Here is a 13,606-nt window from a genome sequence, read left to right on the forward strand (position 1 = left end):
TCCTGAGCCAGGATCAAACTCTCCGAAGAAATGTTTGACTTGCTCATTTTAAAAAATAAAAATTAACGTTGACGTTTGTCGCTTTGTTCAGTTTTCAAAGTTCAACCGCCGCTCTTAAGCGACTTTACTATCATAACAAGTTGCAATCTAGTTGTCAACAAGTTTTTTATTTGTTTATCACTTCGATGTTTGCTTTAGCAGTTCATCTTAGCGACATTTAATAATATACCATGCCTTCTTTTATTGTGCAATAGTTTTTCGATATATTTTTAAAAACTATTTTCTTGTACACGAAACGTTAGCCAATTAATAGATACTAGCATATCTAGACCTAAGCTAGCATAATGTCTATTAAATCATTATCCGCCAAGGAGGCGTTCACTTGGATACCTTAATTGCAGCTGCACTCTATTTGTCCTTTTGTATGTCTATTCTCTTAATTTCACTTGCTTATTGGGAATCAATTCAAATGTCTAATAAAGAAGGCAAAGTCAACGGCCTTTCATTTATTTCACTTTCAACATTCAGCATAATTTTTTGTTTGTTTACTTCATATTTTTATACCATTCTTTATTAACATGATGTTACGTTGTCTTCTTATAATAAGGAGACATTTCTTTATTTTATTACAATATTCGCATTCGGTATACTTACTTATTGAAATCAATACGATAAACTCAGCTCCCCCCTTCTTCATACGTGCGATGGACAGTGAAGGAATTTGTCGAATGTTTTTTTGGAACACTTTCTTTAAATTTGATAAACTACTTTTAGAAAACGCTTTCATATATACTTTAACATTATTCAAGGAGGAAACCAAATGAAACCATTGCTTGAAGTAACGGTTGGAGAACTTTTAAAAGAAAGTACAAAAAAGTTTGGGCATCAAGAAGCGGTTATCTACTCTGAACAAAATATTCGCTATACGTACGCAGAGTTTTATCAAGAAACCTCTCGAGTTGCAAAGGCACTTCTAGCCACCGGTCTCAAAAAAGGCGATCATATCGCTATCTGGGCTACAAATGTGCCGGAATGGTTACTTCTGCAATTCGCAGCAACTAGAATAGGCGCTGTTTTGGTTACCCTTAATACAAGCTACCAATCCTCTGAATTAGAGTATGTATTGAGGCATTCTGATACAGCAGCGCTATTTTTCATTGATGAATTTAAAAGCACTTCTTATACGTCTATTATCACCGGTATTGAACATAATCTTCCTAATCTAAAACATCTTATAAACTTAAGTGAATCAAGCGAACATACTTCTTGGAACGAGTTCTTAATGAGTAGCTCAATGGTATCGGATGAGGTGCTCGATAAGTATGAGCAATCCCTACATATCCATGAAGTTATCAATATGCAATATACTTCCGGAACAACAGGTTTTCCAAAAGGAGTTATGCTAAGTCACCATAATATAGTAAATAACGGCTTTTTAGTTGCTCAGTCTATGAAACTGACTAACGAAGACCGCTTATGCATCCCAGTTCCTTTCTTTCATTGTTTTGGATGTGTACTGGGCGTTCTAGCATGCGTATCCGTAGGTGCTACTATGCTACCGATTATTGAATTTCAGCCTTCCTCTGTTTTACGCACCGTAGAGAAAGAAAAATGTACAGCGCTTCACGGTGTACCAACTATGTTTATTGCGGAATTAAATGCACTTGAGTTTAATCAATATGACTTATCTACTCTTCGCACAGGAATCATGGCTGGTTCTAATTGTCCAGCAGAAGTAATGAAACGAGTCATAAATGACATGGGTATCAGCGAAATTACCATCGCCTATGGTCAAACCGAAACATCTCCTGTAATCACCCAAACAACCCCAACTGATTCTATCGAGCGGCGAGTACAAACGGTTGGCAAAGTACATGATCATGTACAGATTCAAATTATTAATCCAATTACAGGTAAACAAGCTTCTTTTGGAGAACAAGGAGAACTTTGTGCAAAAGGATATTTAACAATGAAAGGATATTACAAAATGCCGGAAGAAACAGAAAAAACAATTGTAGAGGGCTGGCTACATACAGGAGATTTAGCTACCATCGATAAAGATGGCTATGTAAAAATTACAGGACGTCTAAAAGATATGATTATTAGAGGTGGAGAAAACATTTACCCAAGAGAAATTGAAGAGTTTTTATATAGATTACCCGAGGTAGAAGATGTGCAAATTGTCGGTATTCCTGATCCAAAGTATGGAGAACGAGTTGCTGCATGCATTAAACTCAAGCAAGATTCTTTTCTTACCGCTCAAGAAATCAAAGACTTTTGCAAAGGTAAGCTTGCTCATTTCAAAATTCCCGAACATATTTATTTTATAGACGACTTTCCCATGACGGCATCCGGCAAGATTCAAAAATATAAATTAAAAGAAACGATCGTAGCGCTTTATAAATAATCAGATTTTTTCGAATTTCACCTGTCATTATGAAGAAAAGTTTACTATACTGATACATATCTGTTTTTCTTCTTTCATACAGATATAAACAACAATGTCTATTGAAATAGGTGAAAATAATGGAAAATGAAATGTTGCTCAAATTAGGTATTTCTGCTGTACTTGGTCTTATTATTGGAATTGAAAGGGAACTAAAACGAAAGCCTGTTGGTTTAAAAACATCTCTCGTAATTTCCATTATTAGCTGTTTACTCACGATTGTTTCGATTGAGTCTTCTCAAATTTTTAATAAAGGTGATCATATCACAATGGACCCGCTTCGTCTGGCTGCTCAAATTGTTTCTGGAATTGGTTTTTTAGGAGCGGGTGTTATTTTACGAAAAGAAAATGACAGCATCTCTGGGCTTACAACAGCCGCTATTATCTGGGGGGCAGCAGGTATAGGTATTGCTGTAGGTGCAGGGTTTTATCCCGAAGCTATTACCGGAGTTGTACTGCTCATCATCAGCGTTGAACTTCTCCCTTTCCTTATTACTATTCTAGGGCCTAGGCAACTGCGCGAGAAAGAGCTTATTCTTCAACTTAAGCTGGCTGATAAGCACAATATTTTTGATACAACTAACAGCATTAGAGAAAAGAATATTACAATAAAAAATATTCGAATCAAAGATTTAGACACCAATGAATTATATATACGTATGAAAGTGTCAGTTAATAATCAGCGTCCTACTACAGAAGTGTATTACGAGATTCAAAAAATCAGCGGTATTCGTAGCATTGAAGTTGAAAATGTATAAATGAAAAACGGCCAATTGGCCGTTTTTTTATTTATATTTTTTAATCTGTTGTAAAAATTCCCTCTGTTTTACTAGAGACAGCCGGTATTGATCATCGATAATTTCTGTTAACAACTCATGTTTACGGCTCTTTGACACATTCAATCTGTGGATAAGAACTCTGCATTCGTACAAAAACTGTGTATACTGTGTGTAACTCTCATCATAATTCGAAGATAATTCTTCTTTTATTCGTTTTGTCAACAAAGGACTAGCGCCATCTGTGGATATTGCTAGCGATAATCTCCCTCTAGAAAACTGTGCAGGAATTTGAATATTTCCATCGGAAAAACCGCTGGCCATATTAACCAACTGATCATTTTTAATATGCTGCTTAACGAACTTATTCACAGCTTTATCATTTGTAGCTACAACAATAAAAAAAACATTAAGTAAGTCTTCTTCTCCTACTTTTTTTCTTTTTACACACAGCTGATTCTTAGCTTCCCACTCATTTATTTCAGCTGAAACAGTTGGAGCAACCACTGTAATGGCTGCTCCTTCTTGTAAAAAGCCTTTAATTCTACGAGTTGCGATTGTTCCGCCTCCAACTACTAAGACCGAACGATCCTTTAAATCAAGCATAACGGTATACATCGTATTGATTTCCTCTACTCGATAATAACGTTTTTACTTGATGACTTAAAATGTGTGCAAGTCCATCATGATAACCTAGGTAGTTTGCTAAGATAAACTGCTGGTCATCTGTTGATAACTGCTCCAACTCTTCCTTAATTTCGTTCATTAAAATACCGGTAAACAAAAGGTACGGGAGAACGAATACTTGCTTATACGAAGTTTGTTTAGCAAGGTGCAGGCCTTCTTTTAAATTAGGGGCAGCGGCAGCTAAATAGCATGTGCTCACTTCTTTAAAAGCTCCTTTACCTTTTAGCAGTTGAGCTATTTCGTTAAAATCTTTTTTTACAGCAGGATCACTGCTTCCTCTGCCGACCAGCAATACCATCGAATCTTCATGCTTATCCACATTGGTTTCATTGATTCTCTCTACTAAGATATCAACAATTCGTTCGTCTACGCCGAACGGTTCTCCGTACAGTACTTCTACTTGTGGATAGCGTTCATATACTTTGTGTATTTCTTCAGGTATATCATGTTTTGCATGGGCAGCTGTTAATAACAGCAGCGGCACAATGGCAATACGAGTAGCACCTTGTTCAATACACGCTTCAAATCCTTGTTCAATAGTAGGGTAAGCTAGCTCTAGGAAACAAACTTCTTGAATCGGTACATCTAGATTTTTTTTACATCTTTCAATAAAAGCAACTGCCTGATCAGCGCCTTCTTTTACGCGGCTGCCATGGCAAACATATAAAACTGCATCCATATAATCAACCTCTTTAGTAAGCTTCTTGTGCATACGAATAGTAATGCTGTCCAGTCTTCTCAAACCAATTCAATCGGTCATGAAAATTTACAACTTCACCAACGATAATCATACTGGGATTTTCAATTTGTTCTTCTTTAACAATATCAACAATTGTACCAAGAGTTCCAGTTACAGTGCGCTGGTCCGCACATGTGCCCCAGTGAATCAATGCAATTGGCGTAGCTGAGGTTTTTCCATGTTCCATTAACTGTTGGCAAATGTACGGTAAGTTCCTCACTCCCATATAAATGGCAAGAGTATCTACACCTTTGGCTAGGCTATCCCATTTGATTGCATCATGCTCGCTGTCTTTACGGTGTCCTGCTACAAAAGCAAAGCTTGCGCTGTATTCCCGGTGAGTGACAGGGATTCCTGCATAAGCAGCAGCTGCGATACCTGATGTAATTCCTGGAACAATTTCAAATGAAATGCCCTGTTGCACGAGAGCTTCTGCTTCTTCCCCTCCGCGTCCGAAAACAAATGGATCTCCGCCTTTTAAGCGCGTTACAATTTTCCCCTTTTTAGCGAATTTCACTAAAAAGTTATTGATTGTTTCTTGCTTGAGGGTATGGTAGTTTGGAAGCTTTCCGCAGTAAATAATATCAGCATCACTTTTAGCATACTCCAGCAGGTCCTTATTCACTAAACGATCATATAAGATAACATCTGCTTGCTGAATTGCTTTCAACCCTTTTAATGTAATTAAATCTGGATCTCCTGGTCCTGCACCGACTAGATATACTTTCCCCATGAATGCCTTTCACCCTTCCATCATTTCCACGTCTCCGCAGCGCTCCCAAATTTTAATTTGAATTAGAACAGCGGACAAAGTCCGCTGTCATTTAGATGAATTTTCGGTTAGATAAATATTCAATAACAGTTTGTACACATTCTTCTACAGACTGTGTGCTTGTATTAATTGTTACTTCAGGATTAGCAGGTGACTCATAGGGAGAATCAATTCCTGTAAAATCACGGATTTCTCCGCTTCTTGCTTTTTTGTAAAGGCCTTTTGGATCTCTTTTTTCACATTCTTCTAACGGACACTCTACGTATACTTCCAAAAATTCATTCCCCTCTAAGATCTCACGCACTTGAGCGCGATCTTCTTGGAATGGAGAGATAAATGCTGTTAGTACCACTTGACCGCTGTCTACGAACAGCTTAGAAACCTCACCGATACGGCGAATATTTTCTGTACGATCTTCAGCAGAAAACCCTAAATTCTTGTTTAAGCCAAAACGAACATTGTCACCATCTAATACATAATTGCGAATATTTTTATCAAAAAGCGCTTTTGCCACTGCGTTTGCTACGGTAGATTTACCTGAACCCGAAAGGCCCGTAAACCATAATACAAAACTGTGATGATTATTTTGCTCGCGTCTTTCCTGTTTTGTAATTCCAGCATCATGCCACGTAATGTTTGTTGATTTACTCACTTCAACCGCTCCTTATTTTGAAGATACTTTTTGTTTTGCTAATCCCTTAATTAACACTTCAATTACTTCTTTACGGCTGAATGTGCTTGGTGGCACTTCTCCGTTACGAAGCATTTCACGTACCTTGGTACCAGATAGAATCATATGATCTTCCTTGCTGTGAGGGCATGTTTTCGTTGATGCCATCGCTTCACACTTCTTGCAGTAGAAGCTGTGTTCAAAAAATAAAGGTGTAATTCCTAATTCATCTGCCGTAAAGTTACTGAAGATTTTTTGTGCATCATATGTTCCGTAGTAGTCACCAACACCAGCGTGGTCACGGCCTACAATGAAATGCGTGCATCCAAAGTTTTTTCGAACCATTGCATGGAAAATAGCTTCTCTAGGTCCAGCATAGCGCATTGCAGCAGGGAAAACTGCCAAAGCTACACGATCGCTAGGATAATAGTTCTCTAAAAGTACTTCATAACTTTCCATACGGATATCTGCTGGGATATCATCTGACTTTGTTTCTCCTACAAGTGGATTTAAAAACAGGCCGTCTACAATTTCTAATGCTGTTTTTTGAATATACTCATGCGCACGGTGAACAGGGTTACGAGTTTGGAATCCAACAACCGTTTTCCAACCGCGCTCTTCAAATGCTGCTCTTGTTTCAGTTGGATCTAGGTAATACTTTTCAAAACGCGTTTTAGGTGTACGTTCTACAAGTACGATTGGACCTGCTACATATACATTTGGGCGTTCCATCATTTTCTTCACACCAGGGTGGGCAAGTTCTGCTGTGCGGTACACATTTTCCGCTTCTTTTTCTTTATTTGGCGTATATACTTCAGAAACTTCTAAAACACCATATGTCACACCGCTTTGAACTAGTTTTACTTTGTCGCCAATGTTTAATTCTTTAGCCTGCTCTTCTGTTACGGGAAGAGTAATAGGAATACTCCATACAGTTCCATCTGCTAGACGCATATTTTCAACAACTGATTGATAATCTTTTTCTCCTAAAAACCCCGTAATTGGGCTATAAGCACCAATTCCAATTAGTTCTAAATCGCTTAGAGCCATGTTGTCTACTTCAATTTCTTTTGTTAGTGACGTGTAGTCATATGTTGGTTGATATAAATTAATTAATTCTCCACCGTGTGCTTGAATTGTTGTCATTTTGTAAAATCCTCCTTAAGTAATTAACACAATATAATAAAAAGTACTTGAATCACGCAGTCATTTTTTCTTTTTCCGACTGCAGGCTTGCTCTTTTTCTTCTAGTCGTTCTAGCTAAGCTTAGAATACCTCCTGTAGCAATACATCCACTAGCTAGCACCACAAATGAATATAAGTCGCTTTCAAGTACTAATTTCACAAGAACATATGAGATTACGAGTGAAAATACAGGGGATACCACCCAAACCTTTAACATTTGAATGACCACTTCGCGCTGTTCTTTCGTAAATCCCGTTTTCGCTGCGCCTATTCCAATAATAGAAGACGTAGTGACCTGTGTAAGCGGTACTGGCAAACCAAACAGTGAAGCGACTGTAACAAGAGAAGCACCAGTACCCGAGATAATGCAGCCTTCTCCTACAGAATAGCGAGTAATTTTTTTTCCGTTTGTTTCAATAACTCGGCCTCCTAGTAAAAGAGCTCCGAGCGCCACCGCCAATCCTCCTGCTATGACACCCGTTGTAGCATCCATTAATCCAGCTCCTACTAGAGGACCGACAGCATTTGCCACATTGTTCATTCCAGCTGAGAAGGCTTCAAAGAATCCCGTTGCAATAACTAAAATCGTTAAAACTCTTTTCCACTTTCCCTCTGCTTCTTTTTTATGCGCTCTGCGCTTTATCACTTTCCCAATCAAAAAAGCAATAACAAATGAAACTAGCGGAACAATAATCCAAAAAGACATCACAATTAAAAGTTTTTCTACATACAGAGATTGATAAGCTACCCCTACTCCAACAACTGAGCCAACTGTTACTTCACTTGTTGATAGAGGGATACCAATCAAATTCGCGAAAAAGAGTGACAGCGTTGCAGCAGCCAGAATGATAATAACTAATTCTACTGACAGCAGTTTTTCAGGTATGATACCTGAACTGATGGTTTTTACCACCTCACCGCCTCCGGTAACAGCTCCGAGCACAATTCCTACAGCACAGATGAACAGGGCCACTCTTCGCTTTTTAATTGCACCGGAGCCGTATGAAACGCCCATAGCAGCTGCTGCACCGCTTGCCCCAATATTCATTGCAAAAAAAAGCGCAATGATAAAGGCAACATATAAAAGCATCATTTATTCAGCTCTTTCGTATTTAAGATTCGTGTAATCCGCACTCCACTTTTTGTGTACCTGCCCATCTTCCTGAACGTAAATCGTCTACATTATAGGCAGGTGCGGTACAGGGCTCACAGCCGATACTTGGGTAGCCTTGATCATGAAGTTTGTTGTATGGCAAATCATGCTTATACACATAACGCCAAATTTCTTTCCATGACCAATGAATTAACGGACAAACTTTCACCTTCTTGAATTTCTCATCTTTATTAAAATAATTCGTGTTGGCACGAGACTCAGACTGCTCGCGTCTCAAACCAGAAATCCACGCATCATAAGGAGCAAGGGATTCTCTTAGGGGAATGATTTTTCGAATTTGACAGCATAGGTTAGGCTGACTCTTCCAAAGCTCATCTCCATGTTTTTCAGCTTGTTCTGCAAGAGTTAAATCCGGCTTTTTCATATGAATACGTAAATCAGGGAAGCGTTCTTTAATTGCATCAATCACTTCATATGTTTCTTTAAAATGAACCCCTGTATCTAAAAAGACAATTTCAGCATCTTTTTTCACTTTTGAAATTAAATCAATTAACACGATTCCTTCGATCCCAAAGCTTGACGCATAAATAATTGAATCTCCGTAGGTATCATACGCCCACTGCAATGCTGAAAGGGCTCCTTTTGTTTCATCTTTACTGTCGAACTCTGGAAATGTATCGCTCCAGTTTTCGTACGTATATAAGTCTGCCATTTTCTCCACTCCAATTCTTAGTTATCCGCGTTATCCAATAAAAAAAGACGGTTTTACCCACTAGAATTGGATAAAACCGCCTCTAGTGTGTCTAGTCAGCGAAACTATTTAATTCTTACTTTGCTTCGGCGTGTTCAAAGGTTTGTTTTAAGTCGGGGTTTATAGTCATCGTTGTCCCTCCTCAAAATATCTCTTGCGCTATATCAAAATAAAAAGTCTTCCGTATTGAAAGACTGGGTAGGCAATAATTTTCACCTTATCTTTCAAAATGATACACACTTTGCTGGAATTAGCACCTTGCTAAGCAGGTTGCCGGGGTTCAGCGGGCCAGATCCCTCCACCACTCTTGATAAGCATTTTTTAAAAATTTTAGCATATTTAGAATATTTGTCAACATTAAAAATTATATATCCGATAAGAAAACTATACTTTAAATTCACAGAAATATCTATACTTTTATTTAAAACAACATATGTAAATTTAACCCAAATGTGAACATATCAGTTTGTAAAACGCTTTCTTTCCCCCCGACTTTTTATGTTCTCTTGCTAAATAAAATGCAAAATCTCTCTATAAAATTAATAACGGATTTATGAGCTTTACGGATAATTCACTCACATTAGCACACATTACAGATAACACTGACTGACAGATAGGAGCTATATAAGATGGAGAGACAACCCTTTCAATTAGACGATACAATTAAAAATAATGTGCGAACATATTTACAGCAGATTTCAACTGAAGCCTCTAATTTAATTAAACATTTAGACACGAGTGATCATTGTATTTTATGTGATTTTGAGGAGATGAGAAGGTTATTTCAAGATGTTCAAGCTACGGCCGCCTCTTATTACTTGCGTCATTACTTATCGCCTTATACATTTGAATACGCTGCTCTGTCCCTAGCTATTCATAACCTCTCTGAGAAACGTCACGGCGCTTTAATTGTCATTGAACGGGAACAAAATGTTGATCCTCTTATTCAAAAAGGAATGCCTATTCAAGCTCCTGTCAGCGCTACGCTAGTTGAGACACTGTTCTATCCAGGGACACCCTTACATGACGGAGCCGTCCTAATTAGAAATAATCAGCTTATTTCAGCTGCTAATGTTTTACCTCTCTCGTCTATTATTTCAACGAACAAAAAGTTGGGAACACGTCACCGTGCAGCCATTGGAATGTCGGAAAAATCGGATGCATTAATTTTAGTTGTATCTGAAGAAACAGGTAAAATTTCGTTTGCTCTTGATGGAAGCCTCTACCCTATTCACTCCAGCAAAAATATGATTTAAGAGCCCTTTCCTGATAAGCAGCCCTATCTTGACTTATCTATCCTTTCTCTTTAATATATTTCATAGTTTTTACATACTATAGATACGGGTGATGCATATGGCAATTTTAAAATTTGAACATGTAGGCGTTCAAGTAAAGGATATAGAAGAATCTATTGAGTTCTATACACAAAAAGTGGGATTGGAGCTCATCGAAACACTACCACATACCGATCCGTCTTTGAAGCTAGCTTTTCTAGGTTTAGAAGGCAATGTAATCGTAGAGTTAATTCAAGGGTATAACTCAAGCTTACCTAGTGAAGGTAAAGTTCATCATTTTGCGCTGGCAGTAGATGGAATTGAAGAGGAGTTTGAGCGTTTAAAATCAGCAGGCGTTTCATTTGTGGAAGAAAACATTGTAACTTTGCCAAATGGAGCAAGATACTTATTTTTCTACGGTCCAGACAAAGAATGGATTGAATATTACGAAGTAAAAAGATAAAGATATCTTATACCTTCAGTGAAAAATGGTCATACTGTGGCTATGACTAATCACTGGAGGTTTTTTTATGATGGAATGGCTATTATTCCGACTTTTTCGTCGTTCTATTTTAGTGCGGCTTCTTTTTATTATCGGCTGCCTTGTTTTACTTTTCGGCATGCTTATACATTTCTTAGAGCCGCAAACGTTTGGGAATGTGTTTGAAGGAATTTGGTGGGTTATTATTACAATCTCTACTATAGGATACGGTGATTTTGCTCCCACCACTACGATTGGAAGGTTAGCTGCAATTATTTTAGTCCTGGTTGGAACGGGATTTATTACTACTTATTTTGTCACGCTTTCTAAAATTGCTGTTTCCGCTGAGAGCGCTTATTTGGAAGGGAATTTAAAGTTTTATGGAAAAGATCACTTCATCGTTGTGGGGTGGAATGAGCGCGCCAAACTCGTGCTAGAGTCTTATCGCGACGCATTTCATAAAGAAGACATTGTTCTTATCGACGACTCTCTGACTAAAAACCCCATGATCTGTGATCGCGTTCATTTTATTAAAGGAAGTCCCTCTCACTATGAGGTATTAGAACTTGCCAATGCTCGGTGCGCAAAAAAAGTGCTGATTACTGCCGATCAGCATAAGACAGAAGAATATGCAGACATGAATACGATTGTTACGCTAGTCGCTCTGCAAGGATTGAACCCTTCTATTTACAGCATCGTTGAACTGTTAACAAAAAAGCATATTCAAAATGCGCAAAATTTGGGGGTAAATGAAATGATTAAAACAAACGAGTTGATTAGTCAGGTCATGTACGAACATATTTTTGTGAAAAAATTAGAGAGTTTAAGAAAAGAATAATCCTTTCAATTATTGAAGCAGCGCCTCTTCTGCCTCTCTAATTAGCTCCTCTCCTAAGCTGATATACTTTTCTGGAAATGAAGCGTCTGCGTCTTGGGGTTCTGCAAACTGGTTAAATGAAGCACCCACGTTTCCATTGTGAACATTGTCATCTAAGCCAATTTGATACTTATGTGAAAGTAAAAATGGCGTACCAATCTGTACGGTTGTTCCTTTAGAATCCAGTTCTCCATTCGTAGCTGTAAACGGGATGCGTAAAAACTGATAGCCGACTTCATCATTCATCTTATAGTCGAATGAACCATGATCATAATCCCAATTTCCTCCAATGTTATACCCAAGCGGCTTAAGCGTTTTTTCTAATTCATAAAGCTTGAATAATGTGCCGTCTAATCTTGAAGATAATTCAATCATCTTATCCCTCCTCTGTTTTAACATGTCCTTTTTCCAGCTTTTTATCCTTTATCTCAAAAGCAAAAAAGTTCACCTTCTAACAAGAAGGTGAACTTTTTATTTATTTCAAACGCTTTTCTAATTCTGCTTTTTTCTCTTCAAAACCAGGTTTTCCAAGAAGAGCAAACATATTTACTTTGTATGCTTCTACTCCCGGCTGATCAAATGGGTTTACGCCTAATAAATAGCCGCTGATTGCGCATGCTTTTTCGAAGAAATATACAACATATCCAAATGTATACTCATCTAGCGCTGGAATGTTCACAACTAAGTTTGGAACGCCTCCGTCTGTGTGAGCAAGCATTGTACCTTGGAACGCTTTTTTATTTACAAAGTCAACTGTTTCACCAGCTAAGTAATTTAGTCCATCTAAGTCCGCTGCATCTTCTTCAATTGTTAGCTCATGACGAGAATCTTGAACTTGTACAATTGTTTCAAAAATATCGCGACGACCTTCTTGTACATATTGACCTAAAGAATGAAGATCCGTTGAGAAGTTAGCAGATGAAGGGTAAATACCTTTTTGGTCTTTTCCTTCACTTTCACCAAATAACTGTTTCCACCACTCAGCAAAGTACTGAAGAGCTGGCTCATAGTTAATCAGCATTTCAATTGTTTTTCCTTTATTATAAAGAACATTACGAGCTACAGCATATTGATAAGCTGGGTTCTCTTCTAGCTCTGATGATGAAAATGCTTCTTGAGCATCAGCTGCCCCTTTCATCATTTGTTCGATATCAAGACCTGCAGCGGCGATTGGTAATAAGCCAACCGCTGTTAATACAGAATAACGGCCGCCTACATCATCTGGAATAACAAATGTTTCATAGCCTTCTTCGTCCGCTAATGTTTTTAATGCGCCGCGCGCTTTATCTGTTGTTGCATAAATACGCTTGCGTGCTTCTTCTTTCCCGTATTTCTCTTCTAATAATTTACGGAAGATACGGAAAGCAATCGCCGGTTCTGTTGTTGTACCAGATTTTGAAATAACATTAATAGAGAAATCTTTATCTTGTAAAACATCCATTAGGTCTTTCATGTATGTTGAGCTGATGTTGTTACCAGCAAAAATAACTTGCGGAGTTTTACGCTGTTCTTTTGATAATGTGTTATAGAATGAATGCTGAAGCATTTCAATAGCAGCACGAGCACCTAAGTAAGATCCTCCAATACCAATAACAATCAATACATCTGAATCCGATTTAATTTTTTCTGCACTTTTTTGAATGCGTGCAAATTCTTCTTTGTCATACTCCGTAGGAAGGTCTACCCATCCTAAAAAGTCGTTCCCAGCACCTGTTTTTTCATGAATTGAATGGTGAGCTACTTTCACGGCATCACGTAAGTATGTAAGTTCATGTTCACCAAAAAATGATAACGCGTTTGAATAATCAAAACGAACATGTGTCATAATCTGTTC

The 13,606-nt window shown here is 37.9% G+C and carries 15 protein-coding genes and 1 riboswitch; of the genes, 6 read left to right on the forward strand and 9 right to left on the reverse strand.

The annotated features are described in order from the left end of the window. The first annotated feature begins 382 nt into the window (after nt 1-382). The 3 genes from WKH56_RS24230 to WKH56_RS24240 all read left to right on the forward strand — a co-directional run bounded on the left by WKH56_RS24230 (nt 383) and on the right by WKH56_RS24240 (nt 3,204). Nucleotides 383-577, forward strand: a complete 195-nt coding sequence (locus WKH56_RS24230) for a hypothetical protein (protein WP_033580480.1) — start codon at nt 383-385, stop codon at nt 575-577. Nucleotides 578-820: 243 nt separating this feature from the next. Then, a complete protein-coding gene (locus tag WKH56_RS24235; RefSeq protein WP_310884126.1) occupies nt 821-2,407 on the forward strand; it encodes an AMP-binding protein in 1,587 nt (528 codons plus the stop codon). A gap of 119 nt (nt 2,408-2,526) precedes the next feature. Beyond that, complete coding sequence (locus WKH56_RS24240; RefSeq protein WP_013059577.1) at nt 2,527-3,204, forward strand: MgtC/SapB family protein; 678 nt, start codon at nt 2,527-2,529, stop codon at nt 3,202-3,204. Between the two features lie 27 nt (nt 3,205-3,231). Here WKH56_RS24240 and WKH56_RS24245 read toward each other — a convergent pair whose 3' ends face one another. From WKH56_RS24245 to WKH56_RS24275, 7 genes are all read right to left on the reverse strand, one after another. Continuing rightward, on the reverse strand, nt 3,232-3,840 hold the full coding sequence (locus tag WKH56_RS24245) for an NAD(P)-binding protein (RefSeq protein WP_063248380.1): 609 nt from the start codon (nt 3,838-3,840) through the stop codon (nt 3,232-3,234). Then, nucleotides 3,821-4,588, reverse strand: a complete 768-nt coding sequence (locus tag WKH56_RS24250) for a sirohydrochlorin chelatase (protein WP_033580478.1) — start codon at nt 4,586-4,588, stop codon at nt 3,821-3,823. Before WKH56_RS24250 ends, WKH56_RS24245 begins: the two co-directional genes overlap by 20 nt. Before the next feature lie 13 nt (nt 4,589-4,601). After that, nucleotides 4,602-5,381, reverse strand: a complete 780-nt coding sequence (cobA, locus tag WKH56_RS24255) for a uroporphyrinogen-III C-methyltransferase (protein ID WP_033580477.1) — start codon at nt 5,379-5,381, stop codon at nt 4,602-4,604. 91 nt (nt 5,382-5,472) lie between these two features. Continuing rightward, nucleotides 5,473-6,072, reverse strand: a complete 600-nt coding sequence (gene cysC / locus WKH56_RS24260; RefSeq protein WP_028412601.1) for an adenylyl-sulfate kinase — start codon at nt 6,070-6,072, stop codon at nt 5,473-5,475. A gap of 12 nt (nt 6,073-6,084) precedes the next feature. Further along, nucleotides 6,085-7,236 carry a sulfate adenylyltransferase gene (gene sat / locus WKH56_RS24265; RefSeq protein WP_014457931.1) on the reverse strand — a complete coding sequence of 384 codons (1,152 nt, stop codon included), beginning with the start codon at nt 7,234-7,236 and terminating at the stop codon, nt 6,085-6,087. 52 nt (nt 7,237-7,288) lie between these two features. Then, a complete protein-coding gene (locus WKH56_RS24270) occupies nt 7,289-8,368 on the reverse strand; it encodes an inorganic phosphate transporter (RefSeq protein WP_080754495.1) in 1,080 nt (359 codons plus the stop codon). A gap of 19 nt (nt 8,369-8,387) precedes the next feature. After that, the gene (locus WKH56_RS24275; protein ID WP_028412604.1) at nt 8,388-9,101 is read right to left on the reverse strand and encodes a phosphoadenylyl-sulfate reductase; all 714 of its coding nucleotides are present in this window, start codon (nt 9,099-9,101) and stop codon (nt 8,388-8,390) included. Between the two features lie 253 nt (nt 9,102-9,354). Continuing rightward, nucleotides 9,355-9,457: riboswitch (SAM riboswitch) on the reverse strand. Between the two features lie 312 nt (nt 9,458-9,769). On the opposite strand from WKH56_RS24275, the gene cdaS reads away from it, so the two are divergent. The 3 genes from cdaS to WKH56_RS24290 all read left to right on the forward strand — a co-directional run bounded on the left by cdaS (nt 9,770) and on the right by WKH56_RS24290 (nt 11,733). Beyond that, a complete protein-coding gene (gene cdaS, locus WKH56_RS24280; protein WP_028412605.1) occupies nt 9,770-10,396 on the forward strand; it encodes a sporulation-specific diadenylate cyclase CdaS in 627 nt (208 codons plus the stop codon). A gap of 97 nt (nt 10,397-10,493) precedes the next feature. Then, nucleotides 10,494-10,877, forward strand: coding sequence for a VOC family protein (locus tag WKH56_RS24285; protein WP_033580475.1), 384 nt, complete (start codon nt 10,494-10,496; stop codon nt 10,875-10,877). Nucleotides 10,878-10,944: 67 nt separating this feature from the next. After that, a complete protein-coding gene (locus WKH56_RS24290) occupies nt 10,945-11,733 on the forward strand; it encodes a potassium channel family protein (RefSeq protein ID WP_033580474.1) in 789 nt (262 codons plus the stop codon). Nucleotides 11,734-11,742: 9 nt separating this feature from the next. Here WKH56_RS24290 and WKH56_RS24295 read toward each other — a convergent pair whose 3' ends face one another. Further along, complete coding sequence (locus tag WKH56_RS24295) at nt 11,743-12,147, reverse strand: YugN-like family protein (protein WP_033580473.1); 405 nt, start codon at nt 12,145-12,147, stop codon at nt 11,743-11,745. A gap of 100 nt (nt 12,148-12,247) precedes the next feature. Beyond that, on the reverse strand, nt 12,248-13,597 hold the full coding sequence (locus tag WKH56_RS24300; protein WP_013059589.1) for a glucose-6-phosphate isomerase: 1,350 nt from the start codon (nt 13,595-13,597) through the stop codon (nt 12,248-12,250). Between the last annotated feature and the right edge of the window lie 9 nt (nt 13,598-13,606).

This window comes from Priestia sp. SB1, from assembly GCF_038898415.1.

What these genes read in the sequence shown, in the direction of transcription:
- WKH56_RS24235 (WP_310884126.1), top strand. Translation starts at nt 821, where the DNA reads ATGAAACCATTGCTTGAAGTAACGGTTGGAGAACTTTTAAAAGAAAGT.
- WKH56_RS24240 (WP_013059577.1), top strand. Translation starts at nt 2,527, where the DNA reads ATGGAAAATGAAATGTTGCTCAAATTAGGTATTTCTGCTGTACTTGGT.
- WKH56_RS24245 (WP_063248380.1), bottom strand. Translation starts at nt 3,840, where the DNA reads ATGTATACCGTTATGCTTGATTTAAAGGATCGTTCGGTCTTAGTAGTT.
- WKH56_RS24250 (WP_033580478.1), bottom strand. Translation starts at nt 4,588, where the DNA reads ATGGATGCAGTTTTATATGTTTGCCATGGCAGCCGCGTAAAAGAAGGC.
- cobA (WP_033580477.1), bottom strand. Translation starts at nt 5,381, where the DNA reads ATGGGGAAAGTATATCTAGTCGGTGCAGGACCAGGAGATCCAGATTTA.
- sat (WP_014457931.1), bottom strand. Translation starts at nt 7,236, where the DNA reads ATGACAACAATTCAAGCACACGGTGGAGAATTAATTAATTTATATCAA.
- WKH56_RS24270 (WP_080754495.1), bottom strand. Translation starts at nt 8,368, where the DNA reads ATGATGCTTTTATATGTTGCCTTTATCATTGCGCTTTTTTTTGCAATG.
- WKH56_RS24275 (WP_028412604.1), bottom strand. Translation starts at nt 9,101, where the DNA reads ATGGCAGACTTATATACGTACGAAAACTGGAGCGATACATTTCCAGAG.
- cdaS (WP_028412605.1), top strand. Translation starts at nt 9,770, where the DNA reads ATGGAGAGACAACCCTTTCAATTAGACGATACAATTAAAAATAATGTG.
- WKH56_RS24285 (WP_033580475.1), top strand. Translation starts at nt 10,494, where the DNA reads ATGGCAATTTTAAAATTTGAACATGTAGGCGTTCAAGTAAAGGATATA.
- WKH56_RS24290 (WP_033580474.1), top strand. Translation starts at nt 10,945, where the DNA reads ATGATGGAATGGCTATTATTCCGACTTTTTCGTCGTTCTATTTTAGTG.
- WKH56_RS24295 (WP_033580473.1), bottom strand. Translation starts at nt 12,147, where the DNA reads ATGATTGAATTATCTTCAAGATTAGACGGCACATTATTCAAGCTTTAT.
- WKH56_RS24300 (WP_013059589.1), bottom strand. Translation starts at nt 13,597, where the DNA reads ATGACACATGTTCGTTTTGATTATTCAAACGCGTTATCATTTTTTGGT.